Source organism: Tahibacter sp. (genome assembly GCF_035481375.1).
Lineage (GTDB): Bacteria > Pseudomonadota > Gammaproteobacteria > Xanthomonadales > Rhodanobacteraceae > Tahibacter.
The window spans coordinates 1-18,074 of the sequence record NZ_DATIGT010000038.1 but is presented as its reverse complement, the minus strand read 5'-3'; the positions used below and the strand labels follow the sequence as shown (position 1 = coordinate 18,074).

The window sequence follows — 18,074 nt, the reverse complement described above, 5'->3', positions numbered from 1 at the left end:
GGACTGTTCATCGCGCGCACGACGAGCGAACTCTCGTCGCTGACGCGCCATTGCTGTCCGTTTTCGAGCGTCAGCGTCGTGCCGCGCTGCCAGCCCTTGAACTCGCCGGCGATGCGGCTCGACACGCGTTCGTCGCTCGGTTCGGCGCTCTTCTCGGCACGGCGGGCACGCGCGGGTTCCGCGGCGACGACCGCGGCGGCGGACGTCGCGTCCGAGGCCGGCGTCATCGTGCGCAGCTCGTCCGCGTGCTCGATCATGAATTGTTCGAGGACCGCGATCTCGGCGGGCGTCGCGCGATGCAGCCCCGCCTCGCGGAACTTGGCGCCCATGTGCTGCTCGAGTCGGGACTTCGCCGCGTCGGCGACGGCCGTGCCGGCAAAGGCGAGCACGCCGAGCGCGACGCCGGCAGCGGAACGGATCAGGGCACGGCGCATCGGTTCGTCCTTCGTGAGCCGCATCGGCGCGGCGTGTGGATTCTTGCGCGCCGACGCGCGCGCGCCAAGCCCGCGTCGACCGATTCGCGGCCGAAGTTCAGGGCGCGTCGAAACCGTCGATGAAGATCGCATCGGCGACGCCGGCGGTCGCCTGCACGACATTCGACGCCGGCCCGGTTCCGATCGCGTTTCGCGCGACGACCGAGCACGCATGGGTCACGCCGTTGCTGAGACCGCCGATGGTCAGCGGCGACGCCGTTCCGGTCACGCTCGCGGTACCGCAGGTCGCGGTGTAGTCGAGGATCGCCGAGCCGCCGTCGCGCGGTGCGTCGAACGTGAGCCGGATCGCCTGCTGCCGGCCGCTCGCGGCGAGCACCGGCGCGCGCGGCATGATGGGCGGACCGACGAAATTGCCGAGCGAGAACGCGCCGCCGGCCAGCGGAATCGTCGAGATCACCGCGGCCGACGCCGTGTCGACGACCGAGACCGAGGCGCCGTTGGTGTTGACCACATAGGCGCGAGCGCCGTCGCGGCTGAGCGAAACCCCGTAGGCGGTTTGCCCGGTCGGGACGGTCGTTGCGACGGTATTCGTCGCGGGATCCACGATCGACACGCTGTCGTCATGGCTGACATAGACGCGACCATCGGGCGCAACCGCGACGCCGCGCGCTTCGCCGACCGTGATCGTCGTGACGATCGCGTCGGTCGCCGTGTCGATCACGACGAGACCCGATCCCGACCCGGCGCCCGAAGTCGCCACGTAGGCGCGGTCGCCGGCGGGATTGACGGCCGCGCCGAGCGCGAAACCACCGGCCGGTACGTGGCGGATCACCGTGTTGTCGTCCTGCGTGTCGATGACCGACACGCTCGCACCGTTCTGGTTCGCGACATAGGCCTTGCCGCCGTCCGGCGTGAACGCGACGGCGCGCGGCGTCATGCCGACTTCGATCGTGTCGAGCACCGTCAGGCTCTGCGCATCGACGACGGCGATCGCGTCGATGCCCGACAAGGCCACGTAGATCTGCGATCCGTCCGGCGTGACCGCGAGACCGAACGGATCGGACGCGAGCGCGAGCGTGCCGATCACCGTGTCGGTCAACGCATCGATCGCAATCATGGAATGCGCGTTCTGGCTCGCGACGTAGATAAGCAGGCCGTCGGGACTCACCGCCACGCCGATCGGCCCCTCGCCGGCCGGAATGCCGTCGATCACGGCGTTGGTCGCGGTGTCGATGACCGACACGGTGTAACTGCTCGCCACCGGCACGTAGGCATACGGTCCGGCGATCGCCAGCGTCGCGGGTACGAGCGCGAACGACCAGCACAGTGCGATGCCGGCGCGTGCCGGGCGGCGGTGCGCATGAATGGGTTTCATCGGAACAGCCCCTGTAGTTGGCGCGGGAATCGTCGGCGACGGCCGCTGCGCTGAACCATTGCGGAAGTCGGCAGGCGAAACTGTCGCGGCGCACGAGTCCGGCCAGCACGCCGAGCTGCCCGCCCTTGCCGCCGGCCGCGGAAGGACCTGCCGCGGCGGCGGACCAGTCGAGCACGAGCGCGCTCATGGTGCCTCGCTCGTGCCCGGAGCCGCCGGCGCGCGATGTCGTCGCAGATCCGGTCGAGTGCTGCACGTCTTCCCGGCCGACGCTCTGTCCTGAGACGATCGCGGGATGAGTATCGACGACACGCATCCCTTGGCCCGCACGCGCACGATCACCGCACTCGATGCGGCTGCGGCCGTACTCGCCGGCCTGCTGTTCCTCGTCGCGAGCGTGCGCTTCGGCGGCTCGGTCGCCGGCGACGAGCTCGATCCGTCGTGGTCGATGGTGCTGCGCTGGGCGAGCATGCACGGCCTGCGCTGGGGCAGCGACATCGCATTCACGTACGGGCCGCTCGGCTATTTCTCGCCGTTGAATGCCTGCGACCCGAACCACTACGGCAGCTTCGTCGCGGTCCAGATCGCGCTCGCCGCCGCAGCCGGGTTTCTGTTCGCGAACGGCTGGGTGGCGCAGCGCTGGCCCGAGCGCATCGTCATGGTTTCCGCGGTCCTGTTCGCCGCCCCCGTGCTGGCGGCCGATCCGGTCTGGCTGTCGATGCCGATGTTCGCGGTCGCCGGCATGCACGCGCATGCCGAGGCCGGCCGCCGGCGCGCGCTGTGGCTGCTGGCCGTCGTCGCCGCCGTTTATCTTTCCACAATTCTATTGATCAAGATGAGCGGGCTGCTGCTGATCGTGGCGGCGTGGCTCGCCGGGATCGTCGTGCTGCTGCGCGCGCGTCTTTTGCGTCACGCGACCGCATGGCTGCTGCTCGTTCCGGCCTGCTCGCTGACGCTGTGGACGCTCAGCGGCCAGCAGTTCGGCGACCTGCTCCCGTTCATCGCGACGGTATTCGAGATTTCGCGCGGCTATTCCGCGGCGATGGGCAGCTTTCCGCCGCTGCGCTACGATCTCTACGGCCTGGCCGTGATCGGCGGCAGCGGCCTCGTCGGGCTCTGGGCCGCCTGGCGCGCGCGCCGCGATGTCGCGCGGCTCGCGTGCCTCGTCCTCTGCGGCCTCACGCTGTTCATCGCATGGCGCGCGGGCTTCACGCGTGCCGACACGCATGTCGTGATCTTCGTGCTGACGGCCTGGCTCGTGCTGCCGCTGCTGCCGGGCCTGACGCCGGCACCGACGCGCCGGCTGCGCGCCGCGAGTCTCGCACTGGCCCTCGCCGCCGTGCCGGTCGCCGACCGCAGCTTCAATCCGGGCATGGGCCACCGGCGCGGCGATCTCGCCGCGGCAAGTCCGCGCGTCATCGCCGGCAATCTCGGCCTGCTGATGCGTCCGCTCGCGCACAGGCCGGCGCTGATCGCGGCGCTGGACCGCGAGCGCCTCCGGCTCGACCTGCCGCGGACGCGCGCCGCAGTCGGCGCGCGCAGCGTCGATCTGCTCGGCACGCAGCAGGGCGTCGTGATGTTCAACGGCCTCGCCTATCGGCCCGCACCCGTGTTCCAGGGCTATGGCGCGTACACCCCGCACCTGCAGCAGTTGAACGCCGCCGCGTACAGCGGGCCGGAACGGACCGACTTCGTGCTGCTCGCGTATTCGCCGATCGACGGCAACCTGCCGACGAGCGAAAACGCGCTCGCGTTCACGACCATGTACCGGAATTACCATCCGGTACTCGTGGAAAAATCCTATCTGCTGCTGGAAAAGGATGCCGGGTCGACACCGCCCCAGACGCCGCCGGACGCCGGCTGGCAGCAGGCGGGCTGGGGCGAATGGATCGACCTGCCCGCCTCGCCCGGCACCGTGTCGATACTCGCGGTGCGTTCCGAACTCTCGCCGGCCGGCAAGGCCATGGCGACCGTGCTGCGCGAACCCGGGCAGTTCATCGAACTCGAACTCGCCGACGCAACGACGCGGCGCTTCCGGCTCGTGCGCAGCGCGGCGCCCGGCGGCTTCCTCGTGTCGCCGCTCGTGCAGTCGCTCGATGACTACGTGCGCCTGTTCGCCGGCGCCGACCTGCCGGCCGTGCGGCGCTTCCGGATCGTGCCGCAGAGCGATGCCCAGCAGTTTCTGTTCGCCGACGGCATCGCGTGGAACGCGACGCAGCAGCCGCAGCGCGCACGCACGGATCTGCCGGCGCCGGTGCTCGATGCGCTGTTTCCGGGGTTTTCGCACCGGCCGCAGTCGCGGACCGCCGGCGCGCATACCGTCGAGGTCGACGGACGCCGCGTGCTGTTCCTGCACAGTCCCGCGCGACTGGCCTTCACGCCGGGCGCCGGCCGCTACGTCGTCTCGGGTCAGATCGGCATCGTCCCGAACGCGTTCACGAGCGCGGGCTGCGGCGGCGGCGACGGCGTGGAAGTCCGCGTCTCCGGCGCTGCGGGCGCGACGCTCGCGCAGGCGTACGATCCGTTCGCCGATCCGTCGCTGCGCCCTGCGCGCCGCTTCGAGCTGGGTCCGGTCGACATCGGTGCCGACGGCGTGCTGACGCTGGAGGTGACGCCCGGGCCGGCGAACAACGGCGACTGCGACTGGTCCTACGTGCGCGATGTCGAGATCCGCGCAGCCGAAGGTGCCGGATCGCAGTGACGTCTCCGCCCGCGGCACCGTCGCCGCGGCTCGACGGTCAGTCCGTGCGTCGCGCGCGGATCTCCGCGAGTCTCGCCGTCATTGCCGCGAGGCTCGCCGGCGCCGACAGGCGTTCACGCACGCTCGCCTGCGCCCTGTCGCCGAGGGCCCGCGCGAAGGCCGGATCGTCGGCGAGGCGGCGCAGATGCGCCGCGGCCTGTCCGATGTCGGGCTCGGCCCAGCGCTGGCCTTCCCAGGCCGGGTATTCGCCTTCGTTCAGGGGAATCAGCGAATAGCCGACGAGGCAGCTGTTGTCCTCGTCCATGAACGCGAGATTGCCCGAATACGCGGTCGCGACGACGGGCTTGCCGAGCAGCATGCATTCGGCCATGCCGAGCCCGAGACCTTCGGAGCGATGCAGCGAGATGTAGCAGTCGCAGCCGGCCTGCAGCGCCCACATGCCGCTGCGATCGAGGAATCCGTCGCGCACGTCGATGCGATCGTCGCCCGCGGCCGTATCGACGAGCGCGCGCAACACGTCGGGAAACCGCTCGCCGTTCGTCGTCTTGATCACGAGGCGCACGTCGCGGCGATCGGCCGGGAACGCGCGGCGGAATGCGGCGATGACGCCTTCGGCGTTCTTGCGCGTGACGAAGGAATTGAAGTCGAAGCTGAAGAGGCAGACGAATACGTCGTCGGCCAGGCCGATCGCGCGCCGCGAGCGGTTCGCCGGCAGATCCACGCGCAGCGCGACCGGCACGATGTGCACGGGCTTTGACGTGCACGCGGCGATCGCGTCGCGCACGAACGGCGAACCGACCCAGATCTCGTCGACGAGATCGATCGCGCCGTGCCACTGCTCCGGAAACTTCTCGAGTTCCCAGAACCAGCAGCCGATGTTGTAGTGGCCTGCGAACGCCTCGTCGCCGAGATGGCGGCGCGCGACCGGCATCTGGTCGGCATTGATGCAGAACAGGTTCACGTCGTAGCGGCAGTCCTCCGAGAGGAACCGCTGCATGCTGCGATCGCTCTGGCGGCTCGCGACGCCGACGTCGAAATTGCGCACGGCGAACGGCATGCCGCCGCTGTCCAGCGTATGCGCGTGCCGGCGCAGGATCTCGGCGACGCCGAATTCACCGTGCGCGTAGCCGACCAGCGTGACGCCCGGGGGAAACTCCGGCGGCACGGCCGGCGCGGCCGCCGCCGGCCTTCCGGCGATCTCCTCGAGCCGGTGTCGCACGCGGTTTCGCGTCGGCTCCGGAATCGCCGCGTAGCAACGGCGCGCGGCGCGGAACCGGTAGCTCCAGTTGATCAGGTCCAGGCACGCGGACGCGACGAACGGCAGCGGTCCCGACGCCGAACGCCCCTCGTGCGCGATCAGGCGCGGCACACCGTCGTGCAGATCGGCAGCGGCACGCGCGGCCAGGGCGCGGCGCGCGCCGGCGAGATGCCGTTCCGGCACGCCCATCTCGGTGCCGGCCGTGCGGACGAACCAGCGGATGAACGCGTCGCGACCGTCCGCCTGACCGATGTCGAAGGCGTTCTGCAGATCGGCGCGCATCTTCCACGCGGCATACATCAATCGCGAAACCGGCGCCTCGGCGCGCGCGGGCAGCTCGTCGCACGGCAGGTCGTAGAGCGCGCGGCTCATCGAGAACGGGTGGCGCTGCGGCTGCGGCGCGCCCTTGTCGAAATAGCGCCGATAGACCGCGCGCACCGGATCGCAGATCGGCTCGCCGTCGGCGAACCTGCCGAACGCATAGGGCTTGCCGCGATGTTCGCGGTGGCCGTTCGCGGCGAGGCGATCGAGGTAGTCCGCGTACAGCGGTTCGAGTTTTCCGATCGTCGCCCGGGTGTGTCGGTTCTGGTGCTTGGAGAACCGCGCCGGACGTTCGAGATCGACGCCGCTGAAATGCACGAAGGCGAGCGGCCGCTCCCCGGCATACCAGCGCCCGCCGCGCCGCGACACGACGCGCTGCGACAGATTCCAGTACGCGAGGTTGTAGCCTTTGTCGCGAAGCACGCGGACGTCCGGAAACAGGCCCGGCACGAGGTCGACCCATTTCTGGTCGGTGAACAGGCCGGCGGCGATGTCGCTGGCCGCGCCGAACTCCAGGCGGTCGGCCCACCAGCCGATCAGGCGATCGGCCTTGGCATGCGCGCCGATCGCGATGAAGCCGCAGTTGTAGGTGCCGCTTGCGAGCATGTCGCGTTCGCCGGGCCGGCGATCGTCGTCGACCGGTTCGAGCAGGTGCGGCGTCAGCACGGCGAGCGCGCCGTCCCTCAGGGCCGCGTCGACCTCGACGAGCGGTTCGACCACGAGGATGTCGGGATCGAGATAGACGATGCCGGCATCCGGATGCAGCCGGCGCAGGTGCGCGAACGCATACGGCTTGATCGCCGTGTTGAACTCCATGATCGTGTAGCGGAACGCGAACGCATCGAAATCCGGCAGCGCGAGCGCGTCGGCCGCGATCGTCGCGAACGGCAGATCGGCGGCGCCCGCATCGCCTTCGTCGCGATCGGCGAGGATCAGGTAGCGCGGCGTGTCCGGATGCTGCGCGGCGACCGACTGCATCAGCGTCTTCGCATAGGCCAGGTAGTTGCGCGATGCGATCGTGAAGAAGACCGAGATGCCGGGACGCTGCTCCGCTCCCGCCGGCCGCAGTGCGTCGTTCCGCGCCCGCTCCAGCGCCTGCGCGTAGTCGATGGCCTCGTCGCGGCTGCGTTCGAGCTGTGCCGCGTAGTCGACGGCGCGATCGCGATCCAGTTCCAGCAGCCGCGCATAGTCGGAAGCCTTGCCGTGCTCCCGTTCGAGCAGATTCGCGTAGTCGGCGGCCTTGTCGCGTTCCCGTTCCAGCACGCCCGCGTAGTCGGCCGCCTTGCGGCGTTCACGCTCCAGCGCCGCGAGCGTTTCCTCGAGTCGATTCGCATGGGCGGCCGCTTCCGCGATGCGCGCATCGCGCGCTGCGATTTCCGCATCGAACCGCTCGCGCGTCCGCGCGCGATCCTGTTCGAGCGACAGCGCATGCGCTACGGCCTTGCGATTGTCGCGCTGCAGCGTGTCGACGGTTTCCTGGAGCTTTTCGGCGTGTGTCGTGGCGGCCTCGATGCGCGCATCGCGCCGGCCGATTTCGTCGGCGAAGCGCGCATGCATCTGCGCGCGCTCGGCGCCGTGCTGCCGCGACGCGGCTTCGGCACGGTCGCGCAGGTCGCCGAATACGCGTTCGCGCGCCACGATGTGCGGGCCGAGCAGCGCATCGGCAGCCGCCATCGCCTGCGCCGCCGCGTCGAACGCCGGCGCAAGGGATTGCGGATCGCCTGCCGCACGCTGCAGGGCGGCGTAGACCTCGCCATGCAGGCCCGCAAGGTCATGCGTCGGATCCGCCGCTTCGCGGCCGCGGCTTCCGGCAGCGAGGAACGCGTCGATGCGTTCGTCGGCGCGTTGCGCGTTCGGCCAGTCGATACCGAGCTGCCGGCCGATGCGCGCGAACTCCGCACGCCAGTCGGCCAGCAGCGCGTCGAATGCGACGAACGCGCGCGCGTCGCCGCGCGTCGCCCGTTCCGCCGCGATGACGTAGCGCAGCCAGACCGCGACGCCCTGCGCGGGCGGCAGCGCGTTGCCGCTGTCGAGCCGGCGTTCGCGCCGTTCCAGGGATCCCGCAACCGCATCGGGATGCCGGAACGGAATCAGGAATCGCGGCTCGATCGCCGAGCGCCGCATCGCTTCCGACCACAGCGGCAGAAACAACGCGATGCGCGGATCCTTGAGTACGAACAGACCGGCGTTCGGGTGCTCCTCGGCAAGCAGCGCCTGCATGCGGCCGATCCAGGGCTGCGCGGCATCGCTGGAGAACCAGCCGGGTGCGATGCCGACCGGCGAATAGATGTCGGATCCGAGTTCGGCGAGCAGGTCATTGTGCAGCGCCTGGACCGCGCGGGATTCCCAGTGGCCGTGTTCGTTGCCGACGCTTGCCGGAATCAGCTCGCTGCCGAGTTCGGCACCGAGCAGGTTGACGATGCGCGTCGCCGCCGACGTGCCGCTGCGATGCATGCCCGCAACGACGATGGCTGTTCTCGTCCGACCCGTCATCGGCTGCCCTCGTATCGAGCGCTGCGAGTCGCCGATGGATGCGGACGGCGACGATGCACGCGAATGGGCATTGCCGCAACGCGATGCGCGCCGTCCGCGGATGGAATGAAGGGTTTCATGCGTTCAGATGCGCACGAAAGTAGGCGATCGTTTTCTCGAGCCCCGCATCCAGCGGCACGCGCGGCTGCCAGCCCAGCGCGCGCTCGGCCAGCGCGATGTCGGGCCGGCGCACTTTCGGGTCGTCCGGCGGCAGCGGGCGATGGACGATCCGCGACCGGCTGCCGCTGAGCCGCAGCACGCGCTCGGCGAGTTCGCGCATGCTCAGTTCGGCCGGATTGCCGACGTTGACCGGCCCGGTGAAGTCGGCCGGCGTGTCCATCGCGGCGAGCAGCGCCTCGATCAGATCGTCCACATAGCAGAACGAGCGCGTCTGGCTGCCGTCGCCGTACAGCGTGACGTCTTCGCCGCGCAGCGCCTGGACGATGAAATTGCTGACGACGCGGCCGTCGTCGACGTACATGCGCGGGCCGTAGGTGTTGAAGATCCGCACGACCTTGATCTGCAGGTCGTATTGCCGGCGATAGTCGAAGAACAGCGTCTCGGCGCAGCGCTTGCCTTCGTTGTAGCAGCTGCGCATGCCGATCGGATTGACCCGGCCCCAGTAGCTTTCCGGCTGCGGATGCACTTCCGGGTCGCCATAGACCTCGCTCGTCGACGCCTGCAGGATGCGCGCGCCGCGCTTGTGCGCGAGCGCGAGCATGTTCATCGCGCCGTGCACGCAGGTGCGCGTCGTCTGCACCGGGTCGTGCTGGTAGTGAACCGGCGAGGCCGGACAGGCCAGATTGAAGATGCGGTCGACCGCGACGTCGAGCGGCAGCGTGACGTCGTGCTGCAGCAGTTCGAAGCGCGGATGCTCCAGCAGCGCCGCGATGTTGTCGCGCGTGCCGGTATGAAAATTGTCGACGCAGAGCACGTCGTCGCCACGCCGGATCAGCGCGTCGCACACGTGGGATCCGAGAAAACCGGCACCGCCCGTCACCAGTGTTCTCTGCCCAGTCGACCGCATCCGGGAATCGTTTCGTTCAGTGGCGAAGCAGCGAACATAACAAGGCCACAGCGCACTGTCGATCCGTTAAGCTCGCGCGCCATGCACCGTCACCTCATCGCAACCGGCCGCGGCAGTTCGAGGCGCGCACCGGTCCTCCACCCTTTGCCTGCGCCATGACGAATTCCGCGCGCAACCCGCGCCGCACAAGGCTGCGATCGCTGCTCGTGCCGCTGCTGCTGGCCGTCGCCTGCTTCGTGATCTACAACGCGAACCTGCGGCAGATCGGTGCCGGAGACACGATCGCGGCCCGCTACCTGCCGCTCGTGCTCTGGCACGACGGCACGCTGCAACTGGACGAACACGCACGCCTGATCGCTCGCGGTCATCCGCAGACCCTGTCGCGGTTCCGGCCGGCCAACGCCGACGGGAAAGCCGTCTATTTCGAACCGTCCGCCTACTGGCTGGTCCGCACGCGCCATCACGAACTCGCCTCGTTCTATCCGCCGGTCACGCCATTGCTCGTTGCGCCGCTCTACGCGCCCGCGGCGTTCTGGCTCGATGCGAAAGGCTGGGAGCAGCCGCAGGTCGACCGGATCGCGGAATGGATGGAGAAACTGGCCGCATCGCTGCTCGCCGCGCTCGCGAGCGTGCTCGTTTACCTGCTGCTGCGGCGCGAAGGCAACCCGTGGAGCCTGCCGCTCGCGCTCGCGTTCGCGCTCGGCACCAACACCTGGATGATTTCGAGCCAGGCGCTCTGGCAGCACGGCACCGGCGAGCTGCTGATCGCGCTGGCGCTGCTGCTGGTCATCGGCCCTGCGACCGCGACGCGCCTGGCGCTGCTCGGCGCGGCCTGCGTGCTGATGGCGGCGAACCGTCCGCCCGACGGACTGATCGCCGCGGCGATCGGCGCGTTCGTCCTCATCCGGAACTGGCGCAGCACGGTATGGCTCGCGGCCGGCGCCGCCGTTCCGCTCGCGGCCCTGCTCTACTACAACCTCGGCTTCATCGGCCATCTCGCCGGCGGCTACGGCGTCGTGAAACCGCCGGGCAATTTCTTTCAGGCCGCCTGGTCGGGGCTCGCGGGGCTGCTCGTCAGCCCGTCGCGCGGGCTGCTGGTGTTCGCGCCGTTCCTGATCTTCGTTCCGTTCGGACTGACGCAGCGCCTGCGCGCGCGCGAGACGCGCGGACTCGCGATCGCGCTGACGCTCGCGGTCGTCGCGCAGATCCTGCTCTATGCCCAGGGCGACTGGCGCGCCGGAACCTCGTGGGGGCCGCGCTGGCTCACCGATATCCTGCCGATCCTGATCTGGATGCTGGCCCCGGCGCCGCTCGTGCTGCGCCCTGCTGCGCGCGGCCTCTTCGCCGCGGCGATCGCGGCATCGATCGGCATCCAGGCGGTCGGCGCGTTCTGGTACACCAGGACCAGCGATGAGCTCATCTTCGGCGAAGACCCGGCGCTGGGCGGCGCGTGGAATTGGGGAAATATCCCATTTGTCGCCGAACTGCGTCACGCGCCCGCGCCCGGCGAACTGCTCTGCGACGCGAGGGGCACGATCGACCGGATCGGGCCGACGCGGCTTCCGCTCGCCGGTGCGCTGCCGGCCCTCGAACCGGGCGCCGCGATCGAAGGCTGGGCGCTCGCCTGCGAGCGTTCGCCGGCACAGCTGCTGCTGCTCGTGGACGGCATCGTCGTCGGCGCGACGACCGGGTTCCTGCCGCGGCCGGACGTCGATGCGGCGCTGCAGACGCAGGCGCCGTCGGGCTGGCGCGTGGTGGCGAATCTCTGGGGCGTGGCTCCCGGCGAGCGCGTGCTGCAGCTCGCCGTTCGCGTCCAGCCGCGCAGCGATTTCCGCATCGTCCGCGAGCAGCGCGTGATCGTGCAGCCGCAGCCGCCGGCACCGACCGGCGCGGCGCTGCCGGACGAACCGTCGGCAGCCGCGTTCGATGCGATGGCCGCGCGCGCGACGGTGCTGCTGCGCGAACGCCAGACCGGCTATGGCGCCTGGCTCACCGCGCACACGCAGCAGCGCCAGTACGACGCGCCGCAGCCGGAAATGAACACGTTCCTGACCGCGACGCTCGTCGACCTGCTGGCGCCGCTCGCGCGCCGGCACGATTTCGACGCGGCGCTCGGGCGCGCCCGCGCGCACCTTGCGGCGCAGATCGAAAGCGACGGGCTCGTGCGCTATCACGGACTGCCGGACGGACCGACGATCGGCATGCTCGGCTGCGCGATCACGCCGGATGCCGACGACTCGGCACTGGTCTGGCGAGTCGCCGGCAGCGCCGACGATCCGCGGCGGCGGCCCATGCTGGACACGCTCGCGCGCTATCGGGACACGCGCGGCTTCTATCGCACCTGGCTCGCGGCGAAGAAGCACTATCGGTGCCTCGACCCCGGCAGCGATCCGAATCCGACCGATGTCGCGATCCAGATGAACGTGTATCTGATGCTGCGCACGTTCGACCCGCCGGCGGCGCAGCAGCTCTGCGGCGCGCTGCAGCGCGCGTTCCGCGATGACGACGTCTGGGTCTATTACGCGAAGTCCGCGCTGCTGCCGTATCTGCGTGCGGCCGAGCTGCGCGGGCTCGGCTGCGCGCTGACGCTGCCGATCGAGCGACTCGCGCTGCCCGCCGCGGGACAGGCGATCTGGAGCGAGGCCGTGTACCGGCTCGTCGAGGCCGAGCAGTCGCCCGGCGACGCGTCGACGCGACAGGCCGTTCGCCGCGTGCTCGCCCAGCTCGGCAGCGACGACTTCGCACTGCTCCGGCGTTCGCCGCCGCTGCTGTACCACAACGATCTCAGCGCGACGGTGCGTCGCTACTACTGGTCCGAAGACGTCGGCTACGCGCTGTGGCTGCGGCTGTACGAGGCCGCCGGCAGAGACGCCGCGCCATGACCGCGCACGCGATCCGGCACTACGGGCGCATCGTCCGGCACTTCGTCGCGACGCGCGCGCTCGAAGTCGGCGCGCTGCAGGCGTCGCCGTTCATCGGGATTTTCCTCGGCGGCTACCGCATCGAACACGGCGGCGTCGCCGCGCCGATCCTGCTGCTGCTCGGGAGCTGCGCGCTCACCGCACATATCTTCGTGTTCAACGACTGGGCCGGCTACGAGAGCGACCTGCGCGCGCCGCAGCGCTCGCCGCACGTCTTCAGCCGCCACGGCATCAGCCGCGGCGAGGTCGCCGGGGCATCCGCCGCACTGCTCGTTCTCGCAGCCGTCGCGTTCGCCGCGGTCGGCCTGCCGGCGCTGCTGATCGGCACTGCGATCGCCGCGCTCGGATTCCTGTATTCGGCATCGCCCGTGCTCGGCAAGAGCACGCCGGTCGCGGCCTCGCTCAATCATCTGGCCGGCGGCACGCTGCATTTTCTGCTCGGCTACACGCTCGCCCGCGATCCCGATGCGACCGGCCTGATGATCGGCCTGTTCTTCGGACTCGTGTTCGCCGCGGGCCATCTCAATCAGGAGGTTCGCGACTACGACGACGACCGGCTCACCGGCATACGCACGAACGCCGTCGTGTTCGGGTGCCGGCCCGCGTTCGTCGCGAGCGTAGTCACGTTCACGACGGCCTATGCGCTGCTCACGGCGCTCGCGGCGTTCGGCATTCTTCCGGCGCTGCTGCGCTGGAGCCCGATCGCGTGGCTGCTGCATCTGGCCTGGTCGGCGCAAGCGCTGGCTCGGGGGCTGCGTTTCGAGACGGCCGTCTGGATGCAGCAACGCTACCGCTGGCTGTTCGCGCTGATCGGGCTCGTGATGCTGGCCGGACAATTCGATGCGTCATCCGGAATCGGAGCGCTGCCGCGCCCATGAAACTATCGGTCGTGATTCCCTGCTACAACGAGGAGCGGACGATCCGCGCGATCGTCGACGCCGTGCGCAACGCGCCGTATGCGTCGATGGAAATCATCGTCGTCGACGACTGCTCGCGCGACGGCACGCGCGCGATCCTGCAGAGCGAGATCGCGCCGCTCGTGCAGCAGGTCTTCTATCACGCGGTCAATCAGGGCAAGGGAGCAGCGCTGCGCACGGGCATCCGCGCCGCGACCGGCGACCTCGTGATCGTCCAGGACGCCGACCTCGAATACGACCCGAACGACTACGCCGCACTCGTCGAACCCATCGCGAGCGGTCGCGCCGACGTCGTGTTCGGTTCGCGTTTCCGCAACGGGAGGCCCGTCGGCATGCTCGCGAAGCACTGGGTCGGCAACAAAGTGCTCACGTTCCTCTCGAACCGCTTCACGGGCCTGACGCTCACGGACATGGAGACCTGCTACAAGGTGTTCCGCCGCGAAATCATCCAGGCCATCGAGATCGAGGAAGACCGTTTCGGCTTCGAGCCGGAAGTCACCGCCAAGATCGCGCGGACCGGCTGCCGCATCGAGGAAATCGGCATTGCCTACAACGGCCGCAGCTACGCGGACGGCAAGAAGATCGGCTGGAAGGACGGGTTCCGCGCGCTCTGGTGCATCGCGAAATACCGTCCGCCGCTGCGCGAGCGCCTGCGCAGGCGCGCAATCGCCCAGTCACGCACCGCGGACGGGCGCTGAGCCGGCGAACCGTCCGCGTCGGCGCCGCGCAACGCTCCACCGTGCTCGACGCCGCGCCACTCGGTCAGCCATGCACGGTGCAGAAAATCGATCACCTGCCGGCCGAGGCGGGATCGCGCGAGCTCGAGCGCCGTTCGCCCGCCGAGCAGGCTGACGGACGTGACGCGCAGCCCCTCGGCGGCGTGCCGCGACCTCGGCGATTCGCTCCAGCATCCCGTCGAGGCCGTACTCCGGCGCTGCCTGCATCAATTCGGAAACGGGGTTCTCTCGTCTGTCCATCGTGATTTCCGCACGGACGTTTCCCGACCGGGCGCGTGCGCGCCGCTGATGCCGGCTTGCTCTCGACGCCATCCTCGCTGGAAAGTCCGGATTCCGCCGTGGAGTTGTTCGACGGTGGTTTGCGGAGCAGCCGCCGGCGTCACCCGGCGTGCGACGAACCCGCACGCTGCGCGTTACTGGAATCCGCTGCGAAAGATGCACTCGCTGCTGTAGAGCACCTCGACGGCGCCGCGATCGCCGAAGCCGTCCAGGTCGAAATAGGGAATGCCGATCGCAAGGTCGCGCTGGCCGTCGTCGTTGAAATCGCCGCCGGCCAGGGACGCGCCGAACAGGTCGACGGTGACCGGCGGTCCGATCGAAAGCGCCGCGCTGCGCGTGAAACGCTGCGACTCCGCCGGCACGAGACCCGACGAGGCGCCCGGAACGACGATGACCGAACCGGCCTTGATCGCGCCGTTCACGGTATCGAAGTTCGCGCCGATCGCGAGACTGGACCGTCCGGGGAAAATATTGAACGGGTCGTCGTTGAACCGGCCGGTCGCGAGCGAGACGCCGAACCGCGTATCGCCGACGACGTTGCCGGGCAACGATGCCGGCGTGATGCGCTGGTCGCCGTCAGTCTGCAGTCCCGTCGCGGCGGATCCGTACAACACGTGCACCGCGTCGTCGCCGGTTGCGATCGCGAGATCGGTCGACGAGCCCGCGTCGAATCCACCGGCCGCGAGCGCGCGGCCGAACACGCTGTTGTCGGTGCAGGTTCCCTGCACGCCGAGCACGCCGGGCCGGAACTGGCGCGTGCCGGTGTTCACGATGCCGCCCGCGCTGCCGAGCATCATGACCACGGCACCCGACGCGTCCGTGCCGTTCGGACAGCGCGCGCGCAGCGCCCCGATCGCGATGTCGGCATAGCCGTCCTCGTTGAAGTCGCCGCTCGCGAGCGTCGAGCCGTAGAGTTCGACGAGCGTCGGCGGCACGGTGAGTCCGTCGCCGTTGCGCGTGATGAGCTGATCGCGTGCGCCGGTGATGCCGGTCGACGAACCGTAGGCGATCTGCACGGCGCCGGCATCGCTCACGGATCCCACGTCCTCGCCTTTCACGCCGATCGCGAGATCGTCGTAGCCGTCGTCGTCGAAATCGCCGACAGCCAGCGACGTGCCGAACGCGTCGCCGCTCTCCAGCGCGCCCGCGTAACCGTCCTGGCCCTGCTCGATGCTCGCCTGCGCTGCCCAGGCGCTGCCGGTGTAGCGCAGCACGAGCACGCGCCCCGCGCCCGACGCGACATCGCTGAACTCCGGATTGCCGATCGCGAGTTCGTCGTCGCTGTCGCCGTCGAAGTCGCCGGCGGCGAGAGCCGGCCGGAGCACCTGGAACGGCAGAGGCACCACGCTCACGGTGAACCGGTCGGCCGGCAGCACGCCGCCGCCGACCGTCCATTCCTGACCGAAGTACACGCGCAGCTCGCTCGCGGCGTAGGCGGCGACGGCCAGGTCGCTGATGTTGTCGTCGTTGAAATCCCCGGCCGCCATCGTGGTGCCGAACTGCACCGAGGTCGCCGGCGCCGGGTTCGGCAGAGCCGTGTCGTCGACCGGCCCGAGCCGATAGACCGAATCCGCCGAGGCCGGCATCGGCAGCGCTCCCGGGAGCGCGAAGAGCAGGCCCAGCTGCATTGCGGCGAAGCGTTTCATCGATGCGTCCCGACGGTCGGCGTTACCCGTGTACCACGGCAAACCGCCGTAAAAGGGCCATCTCGCGCGTGGCGTCGCCGGCAGCGGCACGCCGGTGCCTGGACCGATGTCCCAAACGCCGGCGGTTTCCCGTCCCCGGCACTACCCCGGTAGCGGCCGTCCACTCCGTGCCCGGGGGCGGAACGAAGCCGATGGCCGTCGTCCGTTCTTTCCCACCGCATGAGCAAGGACTGCAAACCATGTTTCAGCCAATCATCAAGACACCGGATCGACTGCGGACCTGCCGGATTTCGCGGCGCGCGGTCGCCGCCGTGCTGCTTGCCGCGCTCGCCGGCGCCGCCGGCGCCGTCGACCCCATCCCGACGCCCGAGCCGAACGACTGCATCGACGACGTGACCGCGACGCTCTCGGCCTCGCCGCCCGAAGTGCAGCTCGGCAATTCCTCCACCGTTTCCTGGCAGGTCAGCTATCCGTCCTACTGCCCGGTGGCCGTTCGTTTCGGCACGAGCCTGCTCGACGAGCGGACCGTGCCGAGCACGGGCTCGCGCGTCGTCACGCCGACCCACCTTCCCGGCAAGAGCTGGTACCTGAAGGCGGTGAAGAACGGCGCCGAAAAGCCGCTCGGCTGGATCACCGTGCGCGCGACCGGACTGCCGCTGCCCGACGGTCCGGTCGTCGCGATCAACGGCAGTTCGCCGCTGTGGCGCGACCTGCTCAAGCGCGCGCTCGAAGCGGGCGGCAAGACCGTGATCCTCGCGCCCGAGGTCGACATGGACATGACCGGCACCACCGTGGAGATCGCGCCCGGCACGACACTGACGAGCAATCCGAACCCGAGCCTGCCCAATCCCGTGCGCAATGCGACCCGGCTCGGCCCGCGCCTGTGGACGAGCGATCGCCCGCGCCCGCTGTTCCTGATCAGTTGCTTCGAGTCGGGCCAGTACGACGCCAACGTGCATCTGGAAGGCTTCCGCCTGCAGGGCCCGCATTGGGACTCCGAGTCGGGCGACGACAATCTCGAGCGCGGCATCGTCGTGCAGTCGTGCCGCAATGTGGAAATCAGCAACATGGAGATTTCCGGCTGGAGCGGCCAGGGCGTCTACGTGACCGACGCGGCCGGCGCGATCGACCGCGTCGAGGACGTAAAGGTCCACGACAACTTCTTCCATCACAACCAGCACGTCGGCGGCAACGGCTATGGCGTCGAATCGACCGGCGGCGCACGCGTCCTGATCGAACGCAACCTGTTCGATCACAACCGCCATGCGATCGCCGCGGCCGGCGGCTACGATCCCGGAAGCTGGTACACGGCGCGGCACAACCTCGTGCTGCGGGGCGGCGGCTACCACGATTCGTACCCGGTCTACGGCACCTGGTGGACGCATCAGTTCGACGTGCACGGCACGACCGCCTGCGGGCCGCTGTTCTTCGACGCGCCGGGCAGCTGCGGCGAGGCCGGCATCTACTATGAGTTCACCGACAACGCCTTCCAGTACACGCGAGGCAACGCGATCAAGATCCGCGGCAATCCGCTGGTCAGCCCGCGCGCGAGCGGCAACGTGTTCGCGCATGAGGACGACGACGAGGCCATCACGCAGAACGGCTGGAATTATCAGAGCGCGATCACCACGCCGCTGATCGGCCAGAACAACCGCTTCGGCGTGAAGACGTTCGCCGACTACGGCGTCTGCGACATCGACGGCGACGGCACCGACGACCTGTTCCTGGCGACCGGCGCGAACTGGTGGTGGTCCAGCGGCGGCAAGATGCAGTGGACCTTCCTGCGCGCCGCGACCGAGCGCCTCGCCGACGTCGGCCTCGGCGATGTCGACGGCGACGGGCGGTGCGATGTCATCGCCGGCAGCCCGGTGCGGATCGCCCGCGGCGGCAGCGGCGTCTGGGAGCCGATTCCGGAAGCGGCCGGCGCCG

General features: G+C 69.6%; 9 protein-coding genes and 1 pseudogene. 5 read left to right on the top strand and 5 right to left on the bottom strand.

Annotated elements, in window-relative coordinates:
• Positions 1 to 434, bottom strand: a pseudogene (locus VLF18_RS02695) (hypothetical protein); the annotation flags it as partial.
• 97 nt (positions 435 to 531) lie between these two features.
• Positions 532 to 1,809 (bottom strand): DUF5074 domain-containing protein, encoded by a 1,278-nt coding sequence (locus tag VLF18_RS02690; protein WP_325278078.1) that lies wholly within the window; start codon positions 1,807 to 1,809, stop codon positions 532 to 534.
• 292 nt (positions 1,810 to 2,101) lie between these two features.
• Here VLF18_RS02690 and VLF18_RS02685 point away from each other — a divergent pair, with 292 nt between their 5' ends.
• Positions 2,102 to 4,507 carry a hypothetical protein gene (locus VLF18_RS02685; RefSeq protein ID WP_325278077.1) on the top strand — a complete coding sequence of 802 codons (2,406 nt, stop codon included), beginning with the start codon at positions 2,102 to 2,104 and terminating at the stop codon, positions 4,505 to 4,507.
• Positions 4,508 to 4,544: 37 nt separating this feature from the next.
• Here the strand turns inward: VLF18_RS02685 and VLF18_RS02680 are convergent, their stop codons facing one another.
• Entirely contained in the window at positions 4,545 to 8,579 is a 4,035-nt protein-coding gene (locus tag VLF18_RS02680) for a glycosyltransferase (RefSeq protein WP_325278076.1), read from the bottom strand.
• A 115-nt stretch (positions 8,580 to 8,694) separates the two neighbouring features.
• A complete protein-coding gene (locus VLF18_RS02675; RefSeq protein ID WP_325278075.1) occupies positions 8,695 to 9,645 on the bottom strand; it encodes a UDP-glucuronic acid decarboxylase family protein in 951 nt (316 codons plus the stop codon).
• A 155-nt stretch (positions 9,646 to 9,800) separates the two neighbouring features.
• Between VLF18_RS02675 and VLF18_RS02670 the strand changes: the two genes are divergently transcribed.
• Genes VLF18_RS02670 through VLF18_RS02660 form a run of 3 tightly spaced genes read left to right on the top strand, consistent with a single transcriptional unit; the run spans position 9,801 to position 14,181 of the window.
• Positions 9,801 to 12,527: a hypothetical protein gene (locus tag VLF18_RS02670; protein ID WP_325278074.1), complete on the top strand. Its 2,727-nt coding sequence runs from the start codon at positions 9,801 to 9,803 to the stop codon at positions 12,525 to 12,527.
• On the top strand, positions 12,524 to 13,444 hold the full coding sequence (locus VLF18_RS02665) for a UbiA family prenyltransferase (RefSeq protein ID WP_325278073.1): 921 nt from the start codon (positions 12,524 to 12,526) through the stop codon (positions 13,442 to 13,444). Before VLF18_RS02670 ends, VLF18_RS02665 begins: the two co-directional genes overlap by 4 nt.
• Entirely contained in the window at positions 13,441 to 14,181 is a 741-nt protein-coding gene (locus VLF18_RS02660; protein ID WP_325278072.1) for a glycosyltransferase family 2 protein, read from the top strand. Before VLF18_RS02665 ends, VLF18_RS02660 begins: the two co-directional genes overlap by 4 nt.
• 452 nt (positions 14,182 to 14,633) lie before the next feature.
• Here the strand turns inward: VLF18_RS02660 and VLF18_RS02655 are convergent, their stop codons facing one another.
• The gene (locus tag VLF18_RS02655) at positions 14,634 to 16,145 is read right to left on the bottom strand and encodes an FG-GAP repeat protein (protein WP_325278071.1); all 1,512 of its coding nucleotides are present in this window, start codon (positions 16,143 to 16,145) and stop codon (positions 14,634 to 14,636) included.
• 239 nt (positions 16,146 to 16,384) lie between these two features.
• Between VLF18_RS02655 and VLF18_RS02650 the strand changes: the two genes are divergently transcribed.
• On the top strand, positions 16,385 to 18,074 hold a 1,690-nt coding region (locus VLF18_RS02650; RefSeq protein ID WP_325278070.1), incomplete at its 3' end, for a right-handed parallel beta-helix repeat-containing protein.